At 51.5% G+C, this 26,867-nt stretch carries 21 protein-coding genes; 16 read left to right on the top strand and 5 right to left on the bottom strand.

Going from position 1 to position 26,867, the window contains the following annotated elements:
- Positions 1 to 189: 189 nt before the first annotated feature.
- Positions 190 to 660 (top strand): LEA type 2 family protein, encoded by a 471-nt coding sequence (locus tag HRM2_RS06210; RefSeq protein ID WP_015903152.1) that lies wholly within the window; start codon positions 190 to 192, stop codon positions 658 to 660.
- 9 nt (positions 661 to 669) lie between these two features.
- On the opposite strand, the gene HRM2_RS06205 is transcribed toward HRM2_RS06210, so the two are convergent.
- Together HRM2_RS06205 and HRM2_RS06200 are read right to left on the bottom strand one after the other, a co-directional pair.
- Entirely contained in the window at positions 670 to 3,510 is a 2,841-nt protein-coding gene (locus tag HRM2_RS06205) for a helicase HerA domain-containing protein (protein ID WP_015903151.1), read from the bottom strand.
- Positions 3,511 to 3,512: 2 nt separating this feature from the next.
- Positions 3,513 to 4,124 (bottom strand): hypothetical protein, encoded by a 612-nt coding sequence (locus HRM2_RS06200; RefSeq protein WP_232364209.1) that lies wholly within the window; start codon positions 4,122 to 4,124, stop codon positions 3,513 to 3,515.
- Between the two features lie 362 nt (positions 4,125 to 4,486).
- Between HRM2_RS06200 and HRM2_RS06195 the strand changes: the two genes are divergently transcribed.
- From HRM2_RS06195 to HRM2_RS06150, 10 genes are all read left to right on the top strand, one after another.
- Entirely contained in the window at positions 4,487 to 5,503 is a 1,017-nt protein-coding gene (locus HRM2_RS06195; protein ID WP_015903149.1) for a YhdH/YhfP family quinone oxidoreductase, read from the top strand.
- Between the two features lie 61 nt (positions 5,504 to 5,564).
- A complete protein-coding gene (locus tag HRM2_RS06190) occupies positions 5,565 to 6,590 on the top strand; it encodes an alpha-hydroxy-acid oxidizing protein (protein ID WP_015903148.1) in 1,026 nt (341 codons plus the stop codon).
- Positions 6,584 to 7,495 carry a proline dehydrogenase family protein gene (locus tag HRM2_RS06185; protein WP_015903147.1) on the top strand — a complete coding sequence of 304 codons (912 nt, stop codon included), beginning with the start codon at positions 6,584 to 6,586 and terminating at the stop codon, positions 7,493 to 7,495. The genes HRM2_RS06190 and HRM2_RS06185 overlap by 7 nt, the downstream gene beginning before the upstream one ends.
- Before the next feature lie 20 nt (positions 7,496 to 7,515).
- Positions 7,516 to 8,520: a low-specificity L-threonine aldolase gene (ltaE, locus tag HRM2_RS06180; protein ID WP_015903146.1), complete on the top strand. Its 1,005-nt coding sequence runs from the start codon at positions 7,516 to 7,518 to the stop codon at positions 8,518 to 8,520.
- A 17-nt stretch (positions 8,521 to 8,537) separates the two neighbouring features.
- Positions 8,538 to 9,446, top strand: coding sequence for an AAA family ATPase (locus HRM2_RS06175; RefSeq protein WP_015903145.1), 909 nt, complete (start codon positions 8,538 to 8,540; stop codon positions 9,444 to 9,446).
- A gap of 2 nt (positions 9,447 to 9,448) precedes the next feature.
- Positions 9,449 to 10,822: a VWA domain-containing protein gene (locus HRM2_RS06170; RefSeq protein WP_015903144.1), complete on the top strand. Its 1,374-nt coding sequence runs from the start codon at positions 9,449 to 9,451 to the stop codon at positions 10,820 to 10,822.
- A gap of 3 nt (positions 10,823 to 10,825) precedes the next feature.
- Positions 10,826 to 11,890: an acyl-CoA dehydrogenase family protein gene (locus HRM2_RS24985; protein ID WP_015903143.1), complete on the top strand. Its 1,065-nt coding sequence runs from the start codon at positions 10,826 to 10,828 to the stop codon at positions 11,888 to 11,890.
- 124 nt (positions 11,891 to 12,014) lie between these two features.
- Positions 12,015 to 16,190 carry a PEP/pyruvate-binding domain-containing protein gene (locus HRM2_RS06160; RefSeq protein ID WP_015903142.1) on the top strand — a complete coding sequence of 1,392 codons (4,176 nt, stop codon included), beginning with the start codon at positions 12,015 to 12,017 and terminating at the stop codon, positions 16,188 to 16,190.
- A gap of 9 nt (positions 16,191 to 16,199) precedes the next feature.
- On the top strand, positions 16,200 to 17,447 hold the full coding sequence (locus tag HRM2_RS06155; RefSeq protein WP_015903141.1) for a type I glyceraldehyde-3-phosphate dehydrogenase: 1,248 nt from the start codon (positions 16,200 to 16,202) through the stop codon (positions 17,445 to 17,447).
- Between the two features lie 61 nt (positions 17,448 to 17,508).
- On the top strand, positions 17,509 to 18,969 hold the full coding sequence (locus HRM2_RS06150; RefSeq protein ID WP_015903140.1) for a 30S ribosomal protein S1: 1,461 nt from the start codon (positions 17,509 to 17,511) through the stop codon (positions 18,967 to 18,969).
- Positions 18,970 to 19,058: 89 nt separating this feature from the next.
- Here HRM2_RS06150 and HRM2_RS06145 read toward each other — a convergent pair whose 3' ends face one another.
- On the bottom strand, positions 19,059 to 19,478 hold the full coding sequence (locus HRM2_RS06145) for a cyclic nucleotide-binding domain-containing protein (RefSeq protein ID WP_015903139.1): 420 nt from the start codon (positions 19,476 to 19,478) through the stop codon (positions 19,059 to 19,061).
- A 345-nt stretch (positions 19,479 to 19,823) separates the two neighbouring features.
- Here HRM2_RS06145 and polA point away from each other — a divergent pair, with 345 nt between their 5' ends.
- The gene (polA, locus tag HRM2_RS06140; RefSeq protein WP_015903138.1) at positions 19,824 to 22,499 is read left to right on the top strand and encodes a DNA polymerase I; all 2,676 of its coding nucleotides are present in this window, start codon (positions 19,824 to 19,826) and stop codon (positions 22,497 to 22,499) included.
- A gap of 7 nt (positions 22,500 to 22,506) precedes the next feature.
- Here the strand turns inward: polA and HRM2_RS06135 are convergent, their stop codons facing one another.
- Positions 22,507 to 22,671: a conjugal transfer protein TraB gene (locus HRM2_RS06135; protein WP_232364208.1), complete on the bottom strand. Its 165-nt coding sequence runs from the start codon at positions 22,669 to 22,671 to the stop codon at positions 22,507 to 22,509.
- Positions 22,672 to 22,821: 150 nt separating this feature from the next.
- Between HRM2_RS06135 and HRM2_RS06130 the strand changes: the two genes are divergently transcribed.
- Positions 22,822 to 24,006 carry a TraB/GumN family protein gene (locus HRM2_RS06130; protein ID WP_015903136.1) on the top strand — a complete coding sequence of 395 codons (1,185 nt, stop codon included), beginning with the start codon at positions 22,822 to 22,824 and terminating at the stop codon, positions 24,004 to 24,006.
- 5 nt (positions 24,007 to 24,011) lie between these two features.
- Here the strand turns inward: HRM2_RS06130 and purN are convergent, their stop codons facing one another.
- Positions 24,012 to 24,731 (bottom strand): phosphoribosylglycinamide formyltransferase, encoded by a 720-nt coding sequence (purN, locus tag HRM2_RS06125; RefSeq protein ID WP_015903135.1) that lies wholly within the window; start codon positions 24,729 to 24,731, stop codon positions 24,012 to 24,014.
- A 149-nt stretch (positions 24,732 to 24,880) separates the two neighbouring features.
- Here purN and trxA point away from each other — a divergent pair, with 149 nt between their 5' ends.
- The 3 genes from trxA to HRM2_RS06110 are packed head-to-tail and all read left to right on the top strand — an operon-like array spanning position 24,881 to position 26,852.
- The gene (trxA, locus tag HRM2_RS06120) at positions 24,881 to 25,201 is read left to right on the top strand and encodes a thioredoxin (protein WP_015903134.1); all 321 of its coding nucleotides are present in this window, start codon (positions 24,881 to 24,883) and stop codon (positions 25,199 to 25,201) included.
- A gap of 35 nt (positions 25,202 to 25,236) precedes the next feature.
- Entirely contained in the window at positions 25,237 to 26,166 is a 930-nt protein-coding gene (gene trxB, locus HRM2_RS06115) for a thioredoxin-disulfide reductase (RefSeq protein ID WP_015903133.1), read from the top strand.
- A complete protein-coding gene (locus HRM2_RS06110) occupies positions 26,166 to 26,852 on the top strand; it encodes an outer membrane protein assembly factor BamD (RefSeq protein ID WP_049770407.1) in 687 nt (228 codons plus the stop codon). Before trxB ends, HRM2_RS06110 begins: the two co-directional genes overlap by 1 nt.
- Positions 26,853 to 26,867 lie beyond the last annotated feature (15 nt).

The raw sequence follows: 26,867 nt of genomic DNA, 5'->3' as shown, positions 1-26,867 counted from the left end.
TGATGAATTTATTTCAAAGATCAATTTTTCGAAAAAAGAACCGGTCCTGCCCCACATCCGTCTGATCAGGCGGCCTTGCTCCGAAAAAGCTATTTTCTATATAAGGTGTGACCGGGCTTGTCCAACAAACGGTTCAGATTGTGGTTCGCTGCGCTCACACAATCTAACCTTATTCGTTAGGTTTAAACCATGACAAAAAACAACGCGCTTCTACTTGTGTCCCTATTTTTAGTGTTCATCAACGGCTGTGCCGCTCTTCAGCCCGGTTACGAAACACCGGTGGTCACCATATCTTCCTTTGAAGCCATCCCGGCCCAGGGCATGGTCCCCCAGTTTCAGATCGGGCTCCATATCGTCAACCCCAATCGATCTGCACTTAATTTAAAAGGAGTCTCATATACCATCTCCCTTGAGGGACATCAACTCATGACAGGTGTATCCAATCAACTGCCCAAGATCGAGCCCTATGGTGAAGGAGATGTGGTTCTCAATGCAACCGTTAGCCTGTTCAACGGGATACTTTTTTTAAAAGACCTCGTGGGCAATCAACAAAGGAAAGAGATCGCCTACACCCTCAAGGCAAAACTGGATGCCGGGAATTTACATCCATTAATCCGCGTCACACAAAAAGGCAGCCTATCGTTTAAACAGCCCATCTAAAACCCTCTCCTACCGGATATATTTATTCCTGGAGTCCCTACCCCGCTGGAGCACCTGCTCTTGTTCCAGGGCGGTTGTTGAATGATGACTCAGGCACAGGGGGACCTGGACCTTGACCGGGGGGGTATACACTTGTGTTGAAAAATAAAAATGCCCCCTTTTAAGGGTGGGGATCTCCTTACCGCTGCCTCCTTTTTGTTGAATCTGTCGTCTTACCGCTTCAATGGATGAAATGGCATTCACCCTGCCGTAAAACCGGTTGGAACAGCCGGCCATGATCCCATGGTCAATACGCCCGGGTTCCTGGGTGGCAAAGACAAGCCCGAGGCCATATTGCCCTGCCTGGGCGCACAGTCGCAAAAGAATCCGACTGCAAAGGGCTTTCCCCATGGCCGGGATGAACTCCTTGACCTCATCAATGACCAGGAGTCCCCGGACGGGGGCTGAATTTTTTTTCGTCCAGTTATAGAGATTGATGGCCAGCTGGTTGATGAATTGCTGCCTCTCCTTAAGCTCGGATATGCCAGCCAGGCTGAATACCGATATCCTGGTTCTGCCAGAAGGTTTGTCCAGTCCAAACAGCACGGATGGATCAAGGGGCGTCCGCCTTTCCAGGCCTGGAGTCCACACCACCACTTCTGTCCCGGCATGATACGCCGCGGCCCGAGGAGTGTCATCGGGATTCCACTTGTCGGGAACCACGGGCCATGGGTCGGAAAGCCTTACAAAATCGTTGGTACAATCAATGACAATGGCTGGGATTCCCTTAAGGGCAGCCTCTTCAACAAGCCGCTTCACAAGAACAGTCCTGCCTGAACCGCTTCCGGCAAGGACCATTGTATGGGCGGTCAACGACGGTATCGCCATTGAAATCTTTCTGGAAAATTCTTTGCCTGTAATCTCAATACCAACGGGAATATTTCCGGTCCTTTCAGGGGATGATGCCTGTCCAGGTTCCCGAATTAATGATTCTTTGGGCCTGGTGTCGTCGGTAAGCCAGGTCGTGAGCCGCCGAAAATACCCCAGCTTTGACACGATCTTTTCCCGGATCAGCCAGCCCTCAAAATCAGAGTCTTTTAATTTCTCCATTTCAGACAGGGCCCACAAGGATCTGACGCCCTCAAAAGAGAGGGGTTCCAGAATACCACCGGAACCTTTAAACCGGCCCAGAAGCGCAAGGGTTTCACCCCCCGAAGGGATTTCTCCCTGGCGCAGGATCACCAGGTGCCTGGACCTGAGACCTGAATCCATGCCAGACGCTGTCATGGCGGCCCTCAGCCTTGCCTGAAACGCCCGGCTGTTGTTCTTCTGTATCCCCCGGGCGCAGAAATGTTTTTCCCGGTTATTCTGATCCCTGTAGGTTACACAGACCCTGGCATGCAGGGTACGATAGGCCGCACCACCGGGAAACTGCGTCTCAACGGTCACATCCAGACGGTCAGACATGGGTATCTCTTTGACAAGGCATCTGCAGGCCGTCTGAACAAGGGTTTTCAACAGATCGTCCTCGTTCTCCGGGTTAAGAATATCATTGACAGGAGCCTGGTCATAGATGGTTTTAAACATTTCCCCGAGCCCTTCCCAGCGCTCAGGGGAAGTGGTCTCCTCCCCCGGGTTGGGCGCTTCAACCCCACCAAAGGATTCCAGCTCAACAATGTTTTTTGTGTTTAAACAGCGCTGGCGAAAATGGTCACACCTTTTGAGTATCTCCCTGGGAAAAAGTGTCTTTGCCGTATCAAAGGCAAGGGGTTTAATGGGCCAGGTGGGATAGGGAGGAATAAATCCAAGCCGTTCATAGGCATGGGCAATCCGTGGACCAATGATTTGCTCGGCAATGTCACCCCTGGAGATCGGCCCCAGCAGAAGGGGGGGCTTAAACCGGTCCATGCTCGATTTCAACGCCCTGGCTTGAAAAAACGCCCAGGTGGCCTCCAGGCAGGCCGCAACGGTTATGGTCCTGGAGGTCATGTCCCTCAGGGCCATGAGACCGGCTGCAATTTTTTCGACCACGGCAAGGGATCTCTTTTCCTGATCACTGGCAGGCCCATCCAAAGGATTTCCGCACTTGACAGAATGCTCAGCAACAATGGCGTCAAACTGATCCAAGGCCAGAACAACGGGAAATTTAAGACTCATCAGCCAGGATAACCCTCGGATAATGTCTGTATGTCTCCCCCTGGCCTGATTGAATCCATGGGTGCGCCGATGGGATTCCTCAATGGGTTGTCCCTGAAGCCACAGATATCCAAGGTCTCTTTCCCTGAAATCTTCGGCATTAAACAGCAAAAAGGCCCTGATTACATCCTGAAAAGGCGGTGACGCCTGCCGGGGAAAGCGCCTGCGCAGCAGGGTGATTATTTTGTCCCTGAGTTGCTGCACCTGGTGTTTGCTTAAACTGGACATTTTTTCGACCAGCCGTTCCCTGGTCAACCTTTTTTTGTCAAGGGTCACATTGACCATGCCCAGAAGATGGTAAAAGACAACCTGACTCTGGGTCTTTCCCTGGGCACAGGGCTCTTGAAGGGACCCCAGGTAACCGAGCACAACCGTTTCATAAAAATCGCTCACATCGGTCATATCAACCAGAACAAACCCGGCAGACCGGTTGAATATCTCCCTCCGGAGTTCCCCCAGAAAATGGGTTTTCCCTGCACCGGCAGGTCCCAGAATCACCCGGCCAAGCAGTGAGAAAACCTCTTTTGAATCCACCAGCCGGCTGAAATCTCCAAGGATCTCGTCCCGGATCTCCTTGTTCAGCCCGGCTGCGTTAAACCTTACATCCGTCCAGATACCCTTGACGTGCATGGTCCAGTCAAAATCAATCTGCCGCAGCACATCAAGTTCTTCCATTTCTAGGCTCCCATATAAATGATATGATTATCCCGTCCGGCCGCATGAACGGCAGCAGCATCGTCTTCTGGGGTGATTTCCCGGGGATCATCATGGGGATACATCACAAGGGTGTAATCCCCACTGAACTGCATTCGGCAAAGAAGTGCACTTAAATCATCCCTGTTAATGTCTGAAAGAACCTTGCGCAGGGCGGCAATGGACACCCGAACATTCCACTGGTTGCCTGCAAGCCGATGGTAGGCGGAGCAGATTCGTCTTTCAAGGTTTTTTGTATGCCGGGCGTCACCCCCATCAGGCCCTCTTTTATCAATTCCAGGAGCATTAGGCCCGGATTCATAACTTACAGGGTTTTCTCCGGCTAACAGGTCACCAAGCCCAACCTTATTCTTTACCATGTAGACGCTCAATCGTCCCAACAGTCCTTCAAGGGCAGCGGCATTGAGTTTCAACAGGGGGGGCACCGACTGGTTAAAAGCGTCAGATGCCCAGGCCCAGGCCTTGTCAGTCAGGATCAGGTGTGAAGCCCTCCCCCTTTTTTCAAGCTCAATAAAACCCGCATCCACCAGCTCCTTTCGCTGCTTAACATTAAGAACAGGGATGGTTTTTGACATGGCCGGCTCCTCACCTGTAAACAGCAGGGAGAACAGCAGATGCCTCTGTGTTACACCAGGATGATAATCCATAAAGTTCCTCTTCAGTCGGTAAACAGGTGCCAGGCCCAGACACGGCCCGGTTCAGCCCCCATATCCTAACCATCCCTTGTCCCAAGGTCAAGGCAGTGTTTAAAACCTGTGTAATCAACAGGGTCGACCCTGATTCGAATCTTTTTGATGTTGTCTCTTTTTTTAAAAACATCTATTGTTGATACCAATAACCGGAATGGTTGGAGTATGGTATCTGCTTCAGCCACAACGATATTTGAACGACACCCACTGATGATGCCTCGGTGGGAAATTCAAAAGGAGGCCTTCCAATGAATCAGGCGATGAATCAAGCGGAGTATAAAGCGCTGGTAGTTGAAGAGTTGTCCCCCAGAGCCTTTACACGAACGGTCAAGACAAAATCAATTGATACGCTTCCCCCCGGTGATCTCCTGATCCGGGTCAGTTACTCGTCCCTAAATTATAAGGACGCACTTTCGGCAAGCGGCAACCGGGGGGTCACACGCACCTTTCCCCACACCCCGGGAATTGATGCCACAGGCGTTGTGATGGAAAGCGCCACCCAGGAATTTAAACAGGGGGACGAGGTGATCGTCACAAGTTATGACCTTGGCATGAACACCCCTGGAGGTTTTGGCCAATACATCCGGGTACCCGCCCAATGGGCCGTGAAATTACCTCCAGGGTTGACCCAAAAGGAGAGCATGATTTTCGGGACGGCAGGATTTACCGCCGGCATGTCTGTTGCCCACATCACCAAGACCTTGACGCCTTCCATGGGAGAAATTCTGGTTACAGGGGCCACCGGGGGTGTCGGCAGCCTGAGTGTTGCCATCCTCGCCAAACTCGGGTTTGAAGTGGTCGGCGTCACAGGCAAAAAAACAGGCAGTGATTTTTTAAAGAGCCTTGGGGCTAAACGAACCATAACCCGGGAAGAGGCCATGGACACCTCGGGCAGACCCCTTTTAAAGGCCCAATGGGCCGGCGCCATTGACACCGTGGGTGGAGAAATCCTGGCAACGGCCATCAAATCCACAAATTCCTGGGGCGTTGTCACCTGCTGCGGCAATGTGGCATCCCCGGATCTTGCCATCAATGTTTTTCCCTTTATTCTAAGGGGGGTTACACTGGCCGGCATTGATTCCCAGAATTGTCCCATGCCCCTTCGAGAATCCATTTGGAAAAAGCTTGCAGGTGACTGGAAATTCAACTCCCTTGACACCCTTCACAAGGAGGTCACCCTTGCAGGCCTTGAACGTGAAATCATTCTGATCCTGGCCGGCAAACAGCAGGGACGAGTGCTTGTCAACCTTTCTGAAAACCGTTGACCCTGACATTAAATGGGGGTAAGACATCTGCTTACAATCACGAAACCCACAAAGAGGTGATATGAAATCAATCCATGAAAACGCCAGACAATTAATGAGGGGATATTGCCGGGTCTGCCCCAGATGCGATGGCAAAGCCTGCGCAGGAGAGGTGCCAGGCATGGGCGGCGTTGGAACGGCCGCCGCGTTCAAGGCCAACCTCACGGCCCTTGACAACCTGACCTTCAACATGCGGCTCATCCACGATGTTACAGACCCTGACACAACTGCCTCGTTTCTCGGCATGGACCTTGCTCTACCCGTACTTGCGGCCCCCATTGGCGGGGTCAGTTTTAACATGGGCGGAAAAATCACCGAACAGGCCTACATCGAGGCCATTGTCCATGGTTGTCAGGCAAAAGGCATTCTGGGATGCACAGGAGACGGGGTTCCTGACTTTATCCATGAATCAGGATTTGAGGCCATCCGACAGGCCCAGGGAAGGGGCATCCCCTTTATCAAACCCTGGGAGGACCACGAACTGTTTGACAAGCTTCAAAAGGCCGAACAGACAGGAGCCAAAATTGTGGGCATGGACATTGATGCAGCAGGACTGATCACGCTTAGAAAAATGGGACGGCCCGTGGCCCCAAAAACCCTTGATGCCCTGAAAGAAATCATCAACTCAACCCCCATGAAGTTCATACTCAAGGGAGTGATGACTCCGGATGAGGCCATGCTGGCCGTTGAAGCCGGGGCCGACGCCATTGTGGTTTCCAACCACGGGGGACGTGTCCTTGACCACACCCCGGGAGCGGCCCGGGTGCTGCCCGGCATTGTTGAACAGGTCAAGGGCAAAATTGCCATCCTCGTGGACGGCGGTGTGAGAACAGGCGGTGATGTCCTCAAACTTGTGGCCCTTGGGGCCGATGCCGTGATGATTGGCCGGCCCTTTTCCATTGCCTGTGTGGGTGGGCTCCAACAGGGGGTTGAGACCTATATAGACACCATCCATGGAGAGCTCAAGCAGACCATGGTGCTCACAGGAACCGCCAGTATGGCCAAGGCAACCCCGGCCATACTTAACTCCCAGGAGGCCCCATGTTAAATTCGCTTATGGCAAAACTGATCCCCTTTTTCCCTGAAAAACTGGTGTGGATTTTTTCAAAACGCTATATTGCCGGCATTGATGTAAACGATGCCCTTGCGGCATCCAGGGATCTCAACAACCAAGGCGCCATGGTGACCCTTGACCTGCTGGGGGAATTCATCTCCACAATGGATGAGGCAAAAAAAAACACCCAGGACTACCTTGACCTCATGGACGCCCTCCATGGATCCGGCATCAACGGCAACCTGTCGGTCAAGCCCACCATGTTCGGACTCCTCCTTGACAAGGAGGCGTGCTTCAGCCATGTAAGGGAAATTGTCCAACGGGCAGCAGGTTACAACAGCTTCATCCGCATAGACATGGAAGACGCTTCTTGCACCTCCATGGAGATAGAGATTTTCAGACGGCTCAAGGTCGAATTTCCAGGCCATGTGGGCCTTGTGCTCCAGGCATATTTGAAAAGAACCCCCGAGGATATAACCGGTCTCATGGACCTTCACACCCCGGAGGCACCCCTGAACTTTCGCCTCTGCAAGGGCATCTATGTGGAGCCGGCAACCATTGCCTTTAAGCAGTACGATCAGATCAACAGGGCCTATGTTGAGAATCTTGAGTTCATGTTCAAGAATAAAATCCATGCGGCCGTTGCAACCCACGATGCCCTGCTTGTGGAAAAAGCCTTTGAACTCATTGAGCAATACAAGGTTCCAAAGGCCTTGGTTGAATTTCAAATGCTGTTCGGGGTAACGCCGAAATTGAGGCAAACCATCATTGACCGGGGATTTCCCATGCGGGTTTACGTACCATTTGGCAAAGAGTGGTTCGGCTACTCCACGCGAAGACTCAAGGAAAACCCGGCCATGGTCCAGCACATTATCAAAGCCCTTTTCATGCGAGGGTAAAACGATCCCAAGGAACAGCCATGATCGATCTTAGAAGCGATACAGTAACAAAGCCCTGTCCGGCAATGCGGGCCAGGATGGCCGAGGCCGAGGTGGGTGACGATGTCTACGGAGAAGACCCCACGGTCAACCGCCTGGAAGCCCTGACAGCCGAAATCATGGGCAAGGAAGCGGCCCTGTTCTGCTCGTCTGGAACCCAGTCCAACCTTCTGGCCCTGATGAGCCACTGTGCCAGGGGAGACGAATATATTGTGGGTCAGCAGGCCCACACCTATAAGTACGAGGCCGGCGGAGCCGCTGTTCTGGGTAGCATCCAGCCCCAGCCCCTGCCCCTTGAACCCGACGGCACCCTTGATCTTGAAGGGGTCAAAAAAGCCATCAAACCCGATGATTTCCATTTTGCCAGGACCCGGCTTTTCTGCCTTGAAAATACCCAGGCAGGCAAGGTACTGCCCATGGACTATATCAAAACTGCCGGTGAATTTGCCCGGGCCAGGGGACTGAAATTCCACCTGGACGGGGCAAGGATATTCAATGCGGCCGTCAAGCTCGGCATAGATGCCAGAATCATTGCTGAACCCTTTGACTCGGTCTCGGTCTGTATTTCCAAAGGCCTTGGTGCCCCTGTGGGCTCTCTTCTGTGTGCAGACCGGGCCCAGATCAGCCAGGCCAGACGATGGCGTAAAATGGTCGGCGGGGGCATGCGCCAGGCAGGCATCCTGGCTGCCGCCTGCATCTTTGCCCTTGAGAACAACATTGACCGGCTGAACCTTGACCATGAAAATGCAGCCCGCATGGCCCAGGAGCTTGCCCGGGTGGATGAACTTGAGATCGCGCCCGAATCCGGCCAGACCAACATGGTCTTTGTCCGGGTCCGACACCGGGCAAACGAACTTCAGGATTTTATGGCACAGAAAAAAATTGCCATCCCAGGCGGTGATTCCCTGAGGCTTGTCACCCACCTGAACATCTCTTCAGCCGACATTGACACAGTGGTATCGGCTTTCAAGGATTTTTACCGTTGAAAAAGGGGCATCCCGCCATGAAATTTACAACTGTCGATCAGGTCCAGCAAAGCCTTGCACAGGCAAACTACATTGCCTCAAAGGAGATCGCCACGGTGATATTCCTGGCCCTTGCAACGGACAAGCCGGTTCTCATTGAAGGACCGGCCGGGGTCGGCAAGACAGAACTTGCCAAGGCCGTTGCCACAAGCCTTGAAAGGCGTCTCATAAGACTCCAGTGCTACGAGGGCCTTGACGAGGCAAAGGCCCTGTACGAATGGGAGTATGCCAAACAGCTCCTCTACACCCAGATGATCAAGGAACGAATCAACACGGTAATCAAGGATGCCGACACTCTGTCCGAAGCAGTGGAAAGAATTGCAAGCCAGGAAGATGCTTTTTTTTCAGAACGGTTCATCCAGCCCCGACCCCTTCTCCAGGCCATTCTCTCGCCGGATCCAGTGGTGCTTCTCATTGACGAGGTGGACAAGTCCGACCCCGAGTTTGAGGCATTTCTCCTTGAACTGCTCAGCGATTTCCAGGTCACCATTCCAGAAATCGGAACCCGTAAACCCGTCACCATCCCCATTGTCCTGCTCACCTCAAACAACTACAGGGACATGAGCGATGCCTTGAAGCGGCGGTGCATCCACCTTTACATCGACTACCCAACCCAGGAACGGGAAATGGAAATTGTCCGGATGAAGCTTCCCGGCATTGAAGAAAGGCTTGCCCGGCAGATGATCGATGCCGTCACCCGGATCCGTAATCTTGATCTCAAGAAAAAGCCCTGCATCTCGGAATCCCTGGACTGGGCAAGGGCGCTCATGGCGTTGAAGACTGAAGAACTCACACCTGACAGGGTGAAGGACACCCTCAACATCGTGCTCAAATACCACGAGGATACGGCCCTTGCCAGACAGGCCGTCAACGAGATCGTGGGTTAGGGATGCTCACCCGTTTGACTGGATTTGCCGCCTGCTGCAGGGCCTTTGACCTCAGGGTCTCCACGGGGGAAGTAATCGATGCCGCACGCCATCTTGAACTGGTCAACCCCCTAGATCCGGTTGCGTTCAGGCTTGTCATGGGGGCAAACTTTGTCAAAAGCCGCAGGGACCAGACCCGGTTCGACTATATCTTTGACCTTTTCTTCAACAATGCAAAGGATCAGACAAACGACGCCCCTGCCCCGGGCGCACAGCAAATCATTGATACCCTTGCCCAGGATCTCAGGAACAGGCCCGACCCCCATCCCATGGAGCAGGCCCTGGTCGATTTCCTTGACAACAATCCCCTGACCCTCATCGACCTGGTTCACAGGATGCACACCATGGAAGAACCACCCCAGCGGTTCTTTAAATCCAACATGGGACAGCTTTCAAGCAAGCTTGGCATCATGCTCCAAATCAACGCCCTGCGAGACAGGATCAACACCCTCGTCAAACAGACCCGTCAGGAAGCAGATACGGTATCCTTGAAAAAGCTGTTCATGGATCGCCTGGACCGGGCCATGACCATGGTCACTCAAGAGCCCAGGGAACTCAACGACCTCCAGGGAAAAAAAGGGGTATCCGGCCCGGGCAATGAACTTATTTCAGACAAACCCTTTTCAAACCTCACCGCCCTTGAGGTGAACCAGATGAAGGCCGTTATGGAACAGCTGGTTCGAAGACTTAAAGACCAGGTTTCACGAAGGTTTGCCGCCAAAAACAGGGGAGCCGTTGACATCAAAAAAACCCTGCGGAACTCGGGAAAATTCCAGGGGGTACCCCTTGATATCGCCTTTAAGAACAAACCACCCCGAAAGAGCAGCATCGTTGCCCTGTGCGATGTATCAGGCTCAGTCTGGTCCGGTGCACGTTTCATGCTCACCCTTCTCTACTCCCTCCACGACTGCTTTGCCAGGGTCAAAAGCTTTGTATTTGTGGCAGACCTCGTTGAAGTGACCGATCTGTTTGACCGATTTTCCGTCAACCAAGCCATTGACAAGACTCTGGACGACGACACCATCAACCGCAACCTCCCCACGGATTACGGAAGCATGTTCCTGTCGTTTAAACACAACCACATGAACGATCTCAACCAGAAAACCACCCTCATCATCCTGGGGGACGCCCGTTCCAACTTTCTCAACCCCCAGGCAACCATCCTGGCGCAAATGCGGGAACGCTGCCGCAGGGTCATCTGGCTCACCCCGGAACAGGTCCGCACCTGGACAACAGGGGACTGCGAAATTTCAACCTACAAGACCCACTGCCACGAGGTGAGAACCGTGATGAACCTCACCCACCTCATTACATTCATCAAGGAGCTTGTGCTGTAAATTATGGATGGCGAATTCAAAGAATTGCAGGCAAAGGTCACAGCCCTCTGCCAGGGCCGTCAGAATTTCGAACAAACACGCTCAACCCATGATTTTCCCATGGATTTATGGCAGGATCTTGGCCAGGAAAGCCTCATGGGAATTCTTGTTCCAGCAGAATACGGGGGGCTGGGACATGGGCTGGACGCCCTTGCCTGTGTAACCGAACATCTTGCGGTTTGTGGTGCCCCCATGGGGTTTGCCCTGGCGTTTGTGATCCACCATCTTGTGTGCCACCATTTCATACACATCCACGGGAGCAGACACCTCTGGGACAACTATCTGCCGGCCATGGCCCGGGGCAAATTCACGGCCGCGGTTGCCGTATCTGAACCCGGGGTTGGAGCCCATCCAAAACATCTTAAAACCCGTGCCGTAAAAGACAAGGAAGCCTTTATCATTGACGGGGAAAAAAGCTTTGTCACCAACGCCCCCCTGGCAGACCTCTTCATCGTTATCGCCGTCACAGGGGTTAAGGAAGGACGCAACCTTTTTTCAGCCCTTGCGGTTCCCCGGACAACCACCGGCCTTACACCGGGAAACCCCATGGATACAAAATTTCTGCGCCCCTGCCCCCACAGCACCCTCACCCTTGAAAGGTGCAGGGTTGGATCAAATCAGATCATGGGCAAACCCGGCCTTGCCTACGAAACCATGGTCGTCCCCTTCAGACGGCTGGAACAGCTCCTGGTGCCGATCATCATTTCAGGCGCAACAGCCAACCAGGCCAGACACCTTGCGGTATCCCTGAAAATCGATCTGGGAAACGAAAAAATTTCAGCCATAAACGCCATGGTCTGCCGCCTGTCGCAACTGTCACACAAAAATGTCAAAGCACATATAAACAGCAGAAGTGATGGCGTTTTTTCCCCTGCAACCCAGGCCTTTACAGAAACTGCAAGACAATACCAGCAATCTGTCCGGCAGCTCATGGAACAAACAGGAACACCACAGTCTCTATACCAGGGGGAATTTGACAAGGATCTTTCCGTGCTGCTGGGACTGTTTGCCGGCCCAGGGCAAGTTTAATTTTAACCCCTATCAGGGGTATTATTTTATAAATGCCTTGCTTCTTATCCCTGTTTTTTACTAAAAATGGTGGAAAAGTGAAAACCAATTTTTTTTACCAATGTTTAAAGGGATTCTAAAAAAAATGACGTCACGCGCCCTTGAGGTTAACCTGGCCGATTACCATGTTGATGTAACCATTGACGAGAGATACCAACCGCTCCAGGAAATCATGGCAGACTACTATGGTATTTTAAAAAGGCTCAACGTCTTTTTAAAGGAACTGTCCCACCCCTACAAGAACTGGGACTTCATCGTCAAAGAGGCCAGAAGTTTCTCCCTTGGCTATTTTCACCTGCTACGCCCCCATCCCGAAGGTCCTGCAGCTGTACAGATTTTTGCCGATATTTTCCTCAGGGCCATTGCTGAAAATGAAAACCAAACCATCCAGGAGGATGCCGCTGAAGACCTGCTGCTCTTTCTGCACCATGTCCTGACCGATGCTACGGATGAAACGCCAAGATTTCTACCTGTTTTTAAATCCATTCTTGCCCAGACCCTTGACCTTTCGGGCGTGAAATTTCATCTTTTTGTTACAAGTTATTTTCAGCCGGACAAGCTTGCCAGGCTTTTCATCAAGATCGGAACGGAGGAGACCGGGGACAATGAAACCCTGAACCGGTTTCTGGTCCGATTTTACGATCACTCCCTTTCCTACTGGCTGGAACTGGAAGACCCCCTGGTCTGGATTCAGCGGGAGGCAAGCCACACGGATTACAAAAACCTGGCCGAGCAATTCATCAATGAAACCTCCCACCAGAAATTTTTCGCCTGGAAAGAGACCCTTCTCACCATGGCAAGGGAGGAACCCATAGGTTCCATTGAGCTGACAAAACGACTGGTCACCCTTCCCGGATACAAGGACATCGTCTCCCTTTTCAGGCAGATGCCCAAAAAAATCAGCCGGACCATGCCCGACGAGATAACGAGCAAACGCCTGGAGGTGATGTTTTTGTTTTATATCATCAACACACCTGGCCTTGCCATGATCCACAAGGACGCCCTGGGGGACATCAACCGGGCACTGACCTGGCTCATCGGACATGAGGACTTTAAGAACAACCTGGCCATCATCGATAAAACCTTTGGCGTTTTAAGGGCCCTTGACGGCAGGTTCCCCCAGACGGTTCTCAACTGCGTATTAAAGTCAGGCGAGGCTGTCTACCGCACAGAAGAGGTTGAGGTGATCAACTACTTCATCGACCAGGTGGTTGACCTTGGATTCCACGCACCGACCATCAAGGGCATGGGTAACGACTGGCAAGTGATCAGCAACAACACCCATATTCAAAACATCCGCAACTGGCTGGAACTGATTGGACAGAAGCCCAAAAGTTCGGTTCGCCTGATGTCGGCCTTGATCATCTTTCTCTCCTGCGGCGGGGTTTTCATCAAGGACACGGACCTCTTTGCAAGGGATATTTCGGCCTTTCTGGCCAAAGATATTGCCCCGGTCTATAATCTTGTAAAGCAGCTTGCACGACTCCTGCCTGCATTTTTCAACGAAATAGGTGCCGAAGGAAAACTCCGGGATATTTCAACACGCCTTGACGAGGTGTGCATGCGTAAGGATACCCTGGTTCATTTCCTTCGGAAACAAAGCCATGTGGAAAGCAGCAGTCGGGTGGTAACCTTTATTGAGGAGGTACTGCAATTCTGGCAACGGGCGGACAAACACGGTCTTCAACCCTTCATCCCCCCTTTGATCTATGATGAAATAGAAGAGAATGGAATCTACAGCCATGGCATGACCATTATCTTTTCAGCCCTTGCAGACCAGGGGGTCGCCATTCCGGCAGATCTTTTGACAATGGATGACACAACACTTGTCTCCATGATCAACCGTGTTGACAAGGCGTCTGATCAGGACCGGGAACGGGCCGTTCTGACCCTGGAATTTTACCGGCTCCTCAACCAGAAATACAACTTCAACAACATTGAGTTTGACAGCTACCTTAGCCTTCTCAAATCCGAAGATCTTCCCGACACGGGCAGGCTTAAACAGGCCCTGGCCCAGACTGACCTCAAGCAAAAGATTGCCGGTCTGCTCAGCTTCCTTGAGGAACTCAAGGCCGTGATCCTGTCGGACCAGACCTTTGAGATCAGGGAAAACATGTACCACAAGCGCCACATTGCCGTGGACATCCCGTCGGTGTATGGCAGCTACCATGAAGCAAGATTTGACGCCCTGGGGCTGACGCTTCGCATCGAGGCCATTGTGAACGTATTGTTCGAGGAGCTGATCAACGCCATTGATTTAAGCCTTATCACCAAGGTGACCTTTTCCCAGATACTTGAGATCCTGGAGCTTTTTGCCAAGGCCCTGGGGGTGGACGGGATTTCGTCAAACAAGATGAAGATGCAGCTTGAACTTCTGACCCATTCCATAGGCATCAGAGAATTTTCCTTTACCCAGTACATTGACATATTCAAGGGCTTTTCCCGGGCCGTTAAAAACATCATTGACGACAACTTCCACACCATCCACGGCAGGAACATCCTCCAGATCATGGCAAAAATGCCCGAAGATCAAATCCTTGAAAAATTTCTACCCAAGGAAGAGGATATGGAAAGGAAAAAGTTAGCCCACATGGTGGCAGACCTCTTCTTCCGGGACAAAATCGTCACCTCCCTGGGTCTCCAGCAGCTGGATGTATTTCTCAACCGGATCATGAATACCCTGTTCCGCCAGAGTGAAAAGCTCTCGGAAACCATGCTCAACAAACTTTTCAACTATGATCCTGACAATGCCATGACCGAAATCGGGGAAGACAAGCGAAACAACCACCACATCATCCACCTTGGCAACAAAGGACTCAACCTGGTGGAACTCAAGCGCATGGGGTGGCCCGTACCCCCTGGATTTATTATCACCACCGAGGCCTTCCGATGCCAGGAACTGATCAACACCTATGAACCGGCCGAAAACAACTTCAGAAAGCATGTGGAAGAAAACCTTACCTTCCTTGAACGAAGTACAGGAAAATGCTTTGGCAACCCCAAAAATCCACTGCTGCTGTCGGTCAGAAGCGGCTCATCCATCTCCCAGCCCGGCATGCTTGAATCCTACATGAATGTGGGGATCAACGAAGAGATTGCCGAAAGCATTGCCAACATTTCGGGCAATGCCTGGTTTGCCTGGGACTGTTACCGTCGGTTTCTCCAGGGGTACGGCATGTCCTTTGGCCTGAACCGCAATGACTTTGACTCGATCATGTACAAGTTTAAGAAAAAAAACGGTGTCCCCCTGAAACGCGAATTCACCGGAGAACAGATGAAGCTGCTCTCCATAACCTACAAAAACATGATCCGGGATTCAGGCATCAAAGTCGTTGAAAGCCCCATCGGCCAGCTCTACCTTGCCATCAACAAGGTGTTCAGTTCCTGGGATTCCCCCCGGGCCAGGGCCTATCGAAGAATCATGGGCATCTCCGACGATTGGGGCACGGCTGTCACAGTCCAGGCCATGGTGTTCGGCAATGTTTCAAGCCAATCAGGCTCCGGGGTGTTTTTTACCCACAGCCCAAGGCTTCCCGGTGATACCTTAAGGCTCTGGGGTGACTTCACCATCGGCAACCAGGGGGAGGATGTGGTGTCAGGACTTGTCAGGACCCTTGCCATCTCCGAGATGCAGAGGGAAATTGAACAGCGGGGCAGCGGCATCAGCCTGGAATCAGGCTTCCCTGTCCTGTACAACAATCTCAAAGCCATTGCCCATGCCATCATCTATGACAATAAGTGGGATCCCCAGGAGATGGAGTTCACCTTTGAAAGTCCCAACTACAAGGACCTTTACCTGCTCCAGACCCGGGACATGTCCGTTCGCGAGCGAAGCGTCATCCGATCCTTTGACATGGATGACCTGAACGCCATGGAATACCTTGGCAGGGGGATCGGCGTGTCAGGCGGTCCCATGAGTGGAAGAATCGTTTTTACCCTGGAGGAGATCAAACAGTGGCGAAAGGATGAGCCCCACATGAACTTGATTCTCATCCGGGGAGACACGGTGGCCGACGACATCAGGGAAATCTATGCAGCCGACGGCATCCTCACGGCCAGGGGTGGCGTCACCTCCCACGCCTCGGTGGTGGCCCACAGCCTTAAAAAGACCTGCGTAGTCGGCTGTGAGAACCTCATGAGCAACGAAAAAAAACGGCAATGCAAATTCGCTAACACCCTCATGAAGTCCGGTGACTTTATCAGCATGGACGGCAGGGAGGGATTAATATACAAGGGTTACCTAAAGGTAAATGAGCTATAGGAGAGGCAGATGAGTGAAGACAATTCTAGAATACTTGGTATTAACGGACTCGGCAGAATCGGCAAACTCACCGTATGGCACCATGTGGGACGGGGCTATTTTGACGAACTTGTGGTTAATCTCGGCCGGGAGGCAGGCAGATCCCTTGGAGACATTGCCCATTATATTGAACGGGACACCACCTATGGACGCCTGAATGCATTTCTCCACGGCCATGGTGCCCCGCCCGTCATCACTGATATTGACGAGGCAAAGGGAACCATGCAGATCAACAATGTCAAGGTGACCCTGCTGCGTGAAAAACGCAACCCCCGTGAAATAGGATGGGGCGATCACGGTGCACGTCTTGTGGTTGACACCACCGGCCAGTTCCTGGATCCCAATCTCTCGTTTGAGGCATCTGCAGGATCGGTCCGGGGCCACCTTGAGTGCGGGGCGCAAAAGGTGGTGGTCAGCGCACCCTTCAAAGTCCAGGAGGGTTCCCCCATGCCCGATGACGCCGTTACAACGGTAATGGGGATCAACGACAAAAGCTATGATCCAAGGATTCACAGCCTGATCTCCAACGCCTCGTGCACCACCAACTGCCTTGCCCACATGATCAAACCGCTGCTTGACTACTTTGGCGCTGACAGAATTCTGTCCGCATCCATGGCCACTGTCCATGCGGCCACAGGCTCCCAGCAGGTCCTTGACCGCCTGCCCAAAAAGGGAGCAACGGATCTCAGGAAGAGCCGCAGCGTCATGAACAACATCATTCTCACCTCAACGGGTGCGGCAAGGGCCCTTGCCCTGGTAATCCCGGAAATGGAGACCATCGGCTTTATTGCAGAATCGGTCAGGATTCCCACAGCTTCAGGATCATTGATCATCCTGGTGCTCAACATCCAGGACGCCCCCAAGGGGGGTCCCATCAACAAGGCCCTGATCAACGAACTTTACCGAAAAACCGCCACAGAAAAGAACGACGGGTACCTGGTGTTCACGGAAAAACAGAACGTATCGGCCGATATTGTTGGCACCCCCAGGGCCGCCACCATCATCGAAGGCCATGAAACCCATACAAGAACGGCGGAAATCAGCATTGATCTGGGTCAAGTCAAGGGCCTTGACCCCGCCCTTCTCAAGAGCCTTGACAAAACCATTGCCCGCATCCCGGTCACCAATGCCGTGATCTATGGCTGGTACGACAATGAAATGGCAAGCTATGTCAACACCCTGGGGGATCGAACCGTCTCCATTGCCGAAACCATATGACTTGACACCTGTCAGGGGATTGTATAGAAAAGTGTTTTAACTATTGATGTTCAGGAGAAAAATGATGGCTGACAAATTTGGAGACAATGGATCTGACAACCAGGAAGAAGCAAGCTTTGCAGAGATGTTTGCCTCCTATGACGCAGAAATTAACCACGATATCCGCCAGGGAGACAAAATAGATGGAAAAATTATCTCCATTGGTCAGAATGCCGTATATATCAGCACAGGCGCCAAGAGCGACGGAGTCGTGGACAAGGCAGAACTTTTAGACAAAAACGGAGAATTTCACCATGCCGTGGGCGATGAGATCTCTCTCTACGTGGTATCCATGAATGAAAGTGAAATCACCCTGTCTAAATCACTGTCAGGCGCCGGCACCGCAACCATGCTCGAAGAAGCATCCTTTACCGGCACCCCGGTCGAAGGCAAGGTAGCAGGAACCATCAAGGGCGGATTCAGCGTTACCATCATGGGAAAAAGGGCCTTCTGCCCGGTAAGCCAGATGGACATAAAGTATATTGAAGACACCGAATCCTATGTGGGTTCGACCTTTAACTTCATCATTACCCGGTTTGAAGAGGGGGGCCGCAACATTGTCGTCTCCCGCCGGGATCTCTTGAATCTGGAAAACAAAGACCGGCAGGATGCGTTCTTCAAGGAGGCCAAAGAGGGCGACATCCTCACCGGCAGCGTCACCAAACTCATGCCCTATGGGGCGTTCATCGAACTTGTTCCGGGTGTTGAAGGCATGGCCCATATTTCAGAACTCAGCTGGTCAAGGGTGGACAAGGCAGAAGAGGTGGTAAAGCAGGGAGAGACGGTCAAGGTCAAGCTGCTTAAAATCGAAACAAAGGAGGGAGCGGATATGCCCAAAATCTCCCTTTCCATCAAGCAGGCCCTGTCCGAAGACCCCTGGGATTCCCAGGCAGGCACCATTGCCCCGGGGGATCAACTCACGGGCAAGGTGGTTCGCCTTGCCCCCTTTGGCGCCTTTGTTGAAATCGCTCCGGGCATGGACGGACTGGTTCATTTGAGTGAAATGAGCCACACACGAAGAATCGTCAAGGCCGATGACGTGGTAACCCTGGGTGAAATGGTCCAGGTGGTGGTCAAGGATATCGACATTGAAAAACGGCGCATCTCCCTGAGTATCAAGGATGCCCTGGGGGATCCCTGGGCCGGCATTGCAGAAAAATACGCCCCGGGCACCATTGTGGAAACCACCATGGAAAAAAGAGAGCAGTTCGGCATTTTCCTCAGTCTTGAGCCGGGCGTCACAGGTCTTCTACCGGCATCTGTTGCTTCCAAGGCGTCCAAACCGTCGGATTATGACTCACTCAAACCCGGAGACAAGGTCACTGTAATGGTGGAGTCGGCCGACGAGGAGAAACGGCGTATCTCCCTTGCCCCTCCCGAAATGAAGGATTCCGATGACTGGCGCAAATTTGCCCCTGCCCAGAAGGCGCCCATGGGCGATATGGGAGCCCTTCTCATGGAGGCACTTAAAAAGAAAAAATAAAACAACGGGGGACGTTCCATTGAAACGTCCCCCAATTCCGGCAGATGACACTAAACTGTTAAACATCGTAATAATGATCCATGAACCGTTTAGGCGATACTGGGATAAACGGAAACCAGACGATCTCCGAGCATTCCTGCAACCCGTTTGAAAAAAAGCGCTTCACTTTGAGGATCCTTTGCAAGATTCTCAAGAAAGCTTTTTTTGCCGACTTTTAGCATTTTTGACGCTTCAACACAGATAGCCGTGGCCGAATAGTGCTCCCTGCCGAGCAGGGTGGACCACCCAATAACCTGGCCCGGCTCCTTTGCCATGTAGACAACAGGCCCCTTATCGCCAATGGTGAGTTTGACCCTCCCCTTGATCAGGATATAAAAATCGTCTGCAACATCACCTGCTTGAAAAAGGGTGACACCCTCATCAACATTTTTTTTCTCGGTTGCGTCCATGACCTTTATGACAAAATCATTGTCCATTCCCCAGAAAAGATCTCCCTGTTTAAGTTCCATAATATCCTCCCCTTTTTAAACTAAAATCTGCCGGATAATAAAAGGCGGTAAAAAAAGAATGCAGGGCAAGAAAAAAAGAAAATGCAGGGCAAGAACAGGAGGGCAAAAATAGAAGGTTCAGCAAATACGCCTCCATGTGATCTATTATAAATGAAAACACAACTATGTAAAGGAAAATAGTGGGTTAGAATTGAGCGAGCCCCGGGGAAGAACAGTTGAACCCATGAACTTTCCCAAAAAAGACTTGCAAAAATAGTCAATCAACGAAAACATAGGGTGCCTGACACCGTGGGGGCTGACCCCACCGGCGGGACACCCTGGAACCCTTAGGATAAAAGATCAAACATGAAACAAAACATATACCTTGTTGATGGAAGCGCCTATCTTTACCGTGCCTTCCACGCCATACGAAGCCTGTCTACATCCACGGGCATCCCCACAAATGCCACCTTTGGATTCACAAGAATTCTCCTGAAATTGATCAAGGAGAAACAGCCTGAATACGTGGCCGTATTTTTTGATGTGAAGGGGCCCACCTTTCGCAATGCCATGTTTGACGCATACAAGGCCAACCGACCGCCAATGCCCGATGACCTGAGGCTGCAAATTCCCTATATCAAGGAGGTTGTCAAGGCCCTGAACATTCCCATTGTGGAGAAGACCGGGTTTGAGGCAGACGACCTCATCGGCACCTATGCCCGACTGGCGGAAGAGAAGGGATTCGCCGTGGTCATGGTAACAGGGGACAAGGATTTCATGCAACTTGTAACGGACAATGCCGTGATCTGGGACCCCATGAAAGAAGAGATCATCGACAAACGAGCGATTTCGGACAAGCTGGGACTGACCCCCATCCAGGTGATCGACATGTTAGGCCTTGCCGGAGACACCGCTGACAACATCCCGGGCGTTCCAGGGGTCGGTCCCAAAACGGCCCAGAAGCTCATTGCTGAACATGGAAACATGAAAACCATCTATGATAACCTGGAAAGCCTGAAATCCAAAAAAAGCCTGTATGCAAAACTTACCGACAACCGGGACCAGGCATTCCTGAGCCGGGACCTGGTTACCATTGACAGAAACGTTGCCGTTGAAATCCCCCTGGACGAATTCATCCTCTCGCCCTTTGACCACGGGCGGCTGGCAGAAATCTTCAAGGAACTTGAGTTTACAAAGCTCTACCAGGAGTTCAAGCCCACACAGGCGCCTGCAGAAAAAGAGTATATCCTTGTAACAGGGCTGGATCAATTAAAGAAACTGATAGAGACCTTTAAACAGGCAGACATTCTGAGTGTTGATACGGAAACCACTTCAAAACACCCAATGCTGGCCAAACTTGTGGGTATCTCCTTTGCCGTGGAGCCCCACAGGGCCTATTATATCCCCGTGGGCCACACGGGAATGGACGCCAAGAAACAGCCTGATTTATCCCGGGTGATTGCCCTAATACGTCCCCTTCTTGAAAACCCCGAAGTTAAAAAGGTCGGCCAGAACATCAAGTACGACTACATTGTGCTTACTCGCCACGGCATCAGAATGCAGGGTCTCGGGTTTGACACCATGATCGCCTCCCACCTGTTAAACCCATCCCAAAGGGGCCACAGCCTGGACAAAATTGCCATGGACCTTCTGGACCATAAAACCATCCGCTACAAGGAGGTAACGGGCAGTGGCAAGACCCAGATCGGATTTAACGAGGTTGAGATCCAAACGGCCCTGGACTATGCAGCAGAAGATGCGGATATAACCCTTCTCTGCCATGGAATCCTTAAGCAAAAGCTTCAGGAGAGCAACCTTCTGGACCTGATGAACCAGGTGGAGATGCCCCTTATCACTGTCCTTGCAGATATGGAAATGCACGGCATCAAGGTGGACCGAAAAAAACTCGGGGAGCTTTCAAAAACCTTTGAACAGGAGATGATGACCCTTGAGACACAAATTTACGCCCTTGCAGGCGAAACTTTTAACATCAACTCGTCACAACAACTCGGCACTATTCTGTTTGAAAAACTGCAACTGCCTGCCAAGAAAAAAACCAAGAAAAAAACCGGTTATTCAACAGATGTGGAGGTGCTCAATGAACTGGCAGAACACCATGAACTGCCGGAAAAGATCCTGAGATACCGCTCCCTTGGAAAACTTAAATCCACCTATTCAGACGCCCTCCAGGAACTTATCCATCCAGAGACGGGCAGAATCCACACCTCGTTCAACCAGGCCATCACAGCAACGGGCAGGCTCTCAAGCTCGGACCCCAACCTTCAGAACATCCCCATCCGTACGAACGAAGGTAAAATGATCAGAGAGGCCTTCGTTCCCGAACCGGGCCACATCCTTGTTGCGGCCGACTACTCCCAGATTGAACTCAGGCTCCTTGCCCACTTTGCCGAGGACGAAATCCTGATTCAGTCGTTTAGAAACGACGAAGATATCCATACAAGAACGGCGGCCGAGGTGTTCCAGGCATTTCCCGAGTTCATCACCGAGGATTTAAGGCGCCAGGCAAAGGCCATCAACTTTGGTATCATGTACGGAATGAGCGCCTTTAAACTTGCAAAGGAGATCAACGTCACACGGAAAACAGCCCAGACCTATATTGATTCCTACTTTGCAAGGTATGCAGGGGTAAAAAGATTCATTGACAAAACCATCGAACAGGCAAAAACAACCGGAGAGGTGACAACCATTCTTGGCAGGAAAAGGCGGCTCAACGACATCAACGCCTCCAACGTGAACCTAAGGAAACTTGCCGAAAGGGCCGCCATTAACACGCCGGTTCAGGGCAGTGCCGCAGATCTGATCAAGCTTGCCATGATCAACATGGACAGGGAACTAAAAAAAACACCGCTAAAATCACGGATGCTCCTGTCCGTCCACGATGAAATTATCTTTGAAACGCCCCTGGCGGAAAAAGAGGCCCTCATGGATCTTGCCCGACAGGTCATGGAAGGGGTGTTTGCCCTCAAGGTACCCTTGAAGGTCAACATAGCGGCAGGAATAAACTGGGCCAGGGCCCATTAAAGAAAAACTACTCCTGGTCCTTCGTGTCTGTGTCCATGCTGCCCTTGACCGTTTCCCTGATGGTGGCATGGATATCCCGGATGGATTCATGCACGGTTGCAGGGGAAAGCCTTCCTAACTCGATAAACTTCACCACGATCTCTTTTGTTGCCCGCAGTATTTGTTCGTCCATTGATTTCATGACCCAGCAGATATCACACATCCAGACACAAGGTCAATGGGTGACGTTTTATTTCTTGCCATTGTCCTTGAAATGATTATAATTATTGCTTTGCTGAACCAACAGACAACCTTTAGGACAATTTAAGGACACCATGGGCGTATGGACAACATAGCAACTGCAGACCTTGAAGGGGTAGACCGCATCTTCTGCAACGGAAAAGAGATCATTTTAATCGGAACGGCCCACGTCTCCAAAGAGAGCGCCCTCCTTGTCACCCGGGTCATTGAGTCTGAACGTCCGGACACCGTGTGTGTGGAGCTCTGCGAGACCCGGCTTCAATCCATACGGGACAAGGACGCCTGGCGCAACATGGACATCATCAAGGTAATCCGGGAAAAAAAGGCCATGTTCCTTCTCATGAACCTGATGCTTGCCTCGTTCCAGAAACGAATTGCAGAAAAATTTGAAATCAAACCCGGCCAGGAGATGATCAACGCCATTGAGGCAGGCGAAAAAATTGACGCCCGAATTTTTCCAGCGGACAGGGCAATCCAGACCACCCTTACCCGGGTATGGAGAAGCATGGGCCTGTGGGAACGACTCAAGCTGATGTTCCAGATGGTTTTCTCCCTTGGCAACACCGACGAGATCACTGAAGAGGAAATCGAACGTATGAAGCAGGAGGACATCCTGCAAACCCTGCTTGCGGACATGAAACGCTCCCACCCCATCCTTGAAAGAATACTGATTGACGAACGGGACCAGTTTCTTGCAGAAACCATCCGAACCGCCCCGGGTGACAGGATCGTTGCCGTTGCAGGTGCAGGTCACGTTCCCGGCATCAAACGCTACCTGGCAGACAGCACCGCTGTGGACATGGATGAGTTGACCCGGATACCCAGGGGTGGCAATTTCGGAAAGATCATGAAGTGGCTCATTCCCCTTGCCATTCTTGTCCTGTTTGGTGCAGGATTCTTCATAAAGGGCAAGGGCGGTGGCACAGACATGATCTGGATGTGGATTGCAGCCAATGGTCTCTTTGCGGGACTTGGCGCCGTTGCAGCCCTGGCACACCCCTGGACAATCCTCACCTCGATCCTTGCGGCCCCGTTGACATCCCTCAACCCCATGATTGCCGCAGGATGGGTGTCGGGCCTTGTGGAGGCAATCTCAAGAAAACCCAAGGTAAAGGACCTTGAATCCATACCCGTTGACATCCTCACAGTACGGGGATTCTGGAGAAACAATGTCACCCGGATTCTGCTGGTGGTTGTATTTACAAATCTTGGCAGCTCCATCGGCACCATGGCAGCCATCCCGTTGATGCTCAAGGTAATCGGATAACACCCCTATCCCAGAATCCTTCGTGCAAACTTCTGGATACACTCGGGATAGAGTTCCCACTCAAGGGCAAGCCCCTTTTTCTTGATGGTTTCAAGGGTGTCGTTCTCGTCAATGTCAAAGGCCCGCTGACCAAGTATGGGGCCAGTATCCTCACCATAGTCGATGAAGTGAACCGTGCATCCGCCCACCCTGCACCCATACCTGAAGGTGTCTCCATACCCGTCGGTTCCGGGAAATGCCGGAAGAAGGGCCGGATGGATATTCATGATCCGTTTACGGTCCGTGTTGATGCGATCGATGAAATAGGGGGTAAGGGTGCGCATGAAGCCTGCCAGGATCAGAAGATCAACCTTGTGGGGCAGGATATGGTCGAGCATTGCCCGTTCAGCAACGGCCCTTGAGGTCAAAAACTGCTCAACCTTTGACGCACCCGCAGATTCCGGAACAAGGCTCTGTTTTCCTCGAATCTCTTCCAGGTTGAAATCATCAGGAATATCAACGCTTTCGGGTGAATTTTTTACCTGTTCGATAATGGCCCGGTAGTCAACCACAAAGGTTTCAATCCCTGCTTTTTGGGCCCGTTCAAGGCCCTTGGCCTCAAAATTGTCCGCCCCCACAAACACCAGATCCACATCAATCTCTCCCTGGCCTGCGGCATCGATAATGGCCTGTAAATTTGTCCCGCCGCCCGAAACCAGTGCCCCTGCCTTTATTTTTTTTTTCATGAAAATTTCTCCTTGTTTTTTATGGGCAATAATGGGAGAGCCAATCGAAGATGTCAAGCAAAACGAAGTTCAGATCATATTGACAAACTAATTTTAACAACATATATTTACCTGATGTTTAAACGAACCTGTAAATAAAGGAATACATTATGTCAGAAATTTTAGAGATAGACGACGATGGTTTTGAAAAGGATGTATTGAACTCAGACAAACCCGTTGTGGTTGATTTCTGGGCCCCCTGGTGCGGACCGTGCCGGGCCATCGGACCCATTGTTGAAGAGCTTGAGGCAACCTATGGAAATACGGTAAAATTTGTCAAGGTCAATGTTGACGAGAACCCCGTGACCCCCAGCAAATACGGAATCAAGGCCATCCCCACCCTGATCTTTTTTAAAGACGGCAAGATTGCGGATCAGATCACCGGCATGGTGTCAAAATCAAAGCTTGAGGCGGCTATAAAAGCCCTTTAACCTTTGACAATATATGTAAAAAGGAGAATGCGTCCATGCCAGAGACCGATACCGATTATGAAATCGTGATTATTGGTGCAGGGCCTGCAGGTATGACTGCGGGCATTTACGCTGCCCGGGCACGAATGAAGGTGCTACTTTTGGAAAAAGCAGCACCAGGTGGCCAGGTCATTATCACGGACTGGGTTGAAAACTATCCAGGCTTTCCCGAGGGAATCAGTGGATACGACCTGGCTGAAAAGATGCTTACCCAGGCAAAAACCCTGGGCCTTGAGATTGAATCCGAAGAAGTCTCCTCAATGACACTCACTCCCAAGGTCAAGACCCTTCAACTGGGAGAGAGAACCATCACGACAAAAAGCCTCATCATCGCATCAGGGGCCTCTCCCCGAAAGCTCAATGTGGGAGAAGAGAAGTTCATGGGCAAGGGGGTTTCCTTCTGCGCCACCTGTGACGCCCCGTTTTTCAAAGAGAAAACCGTTGTTGCCGTTGGCGGAGGAGATACGGCCATTCAGGAGGCGATCTATCTGACAAAGTTTGTCAACAAGGTATACCTCGTCCACCGGCGGGATGAACTCAGGGCCACAAAGATCCTCCAGGAACGAGCGTTCAAGAACAAAAAAATCGAATTTGTCTGGGACTCTGTTGTCACGGGCATGGACGGTTTCTTTGGCGTTGAAAATGTTCACGTCAAAAATGTCAAAACCCAGGAGTCAAGGACCATCAAAGCAGACGGCTGTTTTGTCTGGATAGGCATCACGCCCAACACCGGTTTTCTGGACAAGAGTATAGAACTTGACCAGTGGGGTTTTATTGTTGCCGATCAGTATATGGCAACTTCTGTTCCTGGCGTTTTTGCAGCAGGGGATGTCAGAAACACGCCTTTACGACAAATTGCCACTGCCGTTGGAGATGCTGCCATTGCATCTGTTTCCGCCGAACACTTTATTGAGAATATAGGCTGATGAAAAAAATTGCAGTGATTGTTTTGTCTCTGTTTGTGTTCTCTGCTTCCGGCTGCGCTTGGTTCAAGGGAAAGCACGAGATGGAAAAAAGTGCAGAGACCCTTGTCCGGGAAGGATCTGCACAGTTCAGAGACCAGGATTACAAGTATGCCATCAAATCATTCACCACATTAAAGGACTGGTATCCCTTCAGCAAATACGCCATCCTGGCAGAGCTGAAAATCGCCGATGCCCACTTTCAGTTGGAGGAATATGATGAGGCGATCTTTGCCTACCAGGAATTTGAGAACCTCCATCCCAAGAATGAGGCCATTCCCTATGTCATTTACCAGACTGGACGCTGCTGGTTTGACAGGATTGATACGGTTGACCGGGACCAGAGATGTGCCTTAAAAGCCCAGACTGAATTCAACCGTCTGGTCCACAGATTTCCTGACGCCCCGGAGTCGGCCAAGGCCGCACAACACATCGAGGTGTGCATCAAAAGCCTGGCAGGTCATGAACTCTATGTTGCCGAGTTCTATTTCAAGGCAAAGCACTATAAGGCGGCCATGAAACGGTTTGAACATCTTTTTGCAAACTACCCTGACACAAGGGAAGGTAAAGAAGCCCTGCCCCGGATTGCCGTCTGTCGTGAAATGATCGACCAATTTGGAGACCAGGCCAATGGAGGGGATGAAAAGTAACCCCGATTCAACCGA

Origin of the sequence: Desulforapulum autotrophicum HRM2 (assembly GCF_000020365.1) — a bacterium.
Taxonomy (GTDB): Bacteria; Desulfobacterota; Desulfobacteria; order Desulfobacterales; family Desulfobacteraceae; genus Desulforapulum; species Desulforapulum autotrophicum.
Note: the sequence above shows the minus strand (reverse complement) of the source record. Positions and strands in the feature narration are given on the sequence as shown.

Bases quoted from the DNA above. Each gene is read 5' to 3' on its own strand.
- HRM2_RS06210 (WP_015903152.1), top strand. From the start codon at position 190: ATGACAAAAAACAACGCGCTTCTACTTGTGTCCCTATTTTTAGTGTTC.
- HRM2_RS06205 (WP_015903151.1), bottom strand. From the start codon at position 3,510: ATGGAAGAACTTGATGTGCTGCGGCAGATTGATTTTGACTGGACCATG.
- HRM2_RS06200 (WP_232364209.1), bottom strand. From the start codon at position 4,124: ATGTCAAAAACCATCCCTGTTCTTAATGTTAAGCAGCGAAAGGAGCTG.
- HRM2_RS06195 (WP_015903149.1), top strand. From the start codon at position 4,487: ATGAATCAGGCGATGAATCAAGCGGAGTATAAAGCGCTGGTAGTTGAA.
- HRM2_RS06190 (WP_015903148.1), top strand. From the start codon at position 5,565: ATGAAATCAATCCATGAAAACGCCAGACAATTAATGAGGGGATATTGC.
- HRM2_RS06185 (WP_015903147.1), top strand. From the start codon at position 6,584: ATGTTAAATTCGCTTATGGCAAAACTGATCCCCTTTTTCCCTGAAAAA.
- ltaE (WP_015903146.1), top strand. From the start codon at position 7,516: ATGATCGATCTTAGAAGCGATACAGTAACAAAGCCCTGTCCGGCAATG.
- HRM2_RS06175 (WP_015903145.1), top strand. From the start codon at position 8,538: ATGAAATTTACAACTGTCGATCAGGTCCAGCAAAGCCTTGCACAGGCA.
- HRM2_RS06170 (WP_015903144.1), top strand. From the start codon at position 9,449: ATGCTCACCCGTTTGACTGGATTTGCCGCCTGCTGCAGGGCCTTTGAC.
- HRM2_RS24985 (WP_015903143.1), top strand. From the start codon at position 10,826: ATGGATGGCGAATTCAAAGAATTGCAGGCAAAGGTCACAGCCCTCTGC.
- HRM2_RS06160 (WP_015903142.1), top strand. From the start codon at position 12,015: ATGACGTCACGCGCCCTTGAGGTTAACCTGGCCGATTACCATGTTGAT.
- HRM2_RS06155 (WP_015903141.1), top strand. From the start codon at position 16,200: ATGAGTGAAGACAATTCTAGAATACTTGGTATTAACGGACTCGGCAGA.
- HRM2_RS06150 (WP_015903140.1), top strand. From the start codon at position 17,509: ATGATGGCTGACAAATTTGGAGACAATGGATCTGACAACCAGGAAGAA.
- HRM2_RS06145 (WP_015903139.1), bottom strand. From the start codon at position 19,478: ATGGAACTTAAACAGGGAGATCTTTTCTGGGGAATGGACAATGATTTT.
- polA (WP_015903138.1), top strand. From the start codon at position 19,824: ATGAAACAAAACATATACCTTGTTGATGGAAGCGCCTATCTTTACCGT.
- HRM2_RS06135 (WP_232364208.1), bottom strand. From the start codon at position 22,671: ATGGACGAACAAATACTGCGGGCAACAAAAGAGATCGTGGTGAAGTTT.
- HRM2_RS06130 (WP_015903136.1), top strand. From the start codon at position 22,822: ATGGACAACATAGCAACTGCAGACCTTGAAGGGGTAGACCGCATCTTC.
- purN (WP_015903135.1), bottom strand. From the start codon at position 24,731: ATGAAAAAAAAAATAAAGGCAGGGGCACTGGTTTCGGGCGGCGGGACA.
- trxA (WP_015903134.1), top strand. From the start codon at position 24,881: ATGTCAGAAATTTTAGAGATAGACGACGATGGTTTTGAAAAGGATGTA.
- trxB (WP_015903133.1), top strand. From the start codon at position 25,237: ATGCCAGAGACCGATACCGATTATGAAATCGTGATTATTGGTGCAGGG.
- HRM2_RS06110 (WP_049770407.1), top strand. From the start codon at position 26,166: ATGAAAAAAATTGCAGTGATTGTTTTGTCTCTGTTTGTGTTCTCTGCT.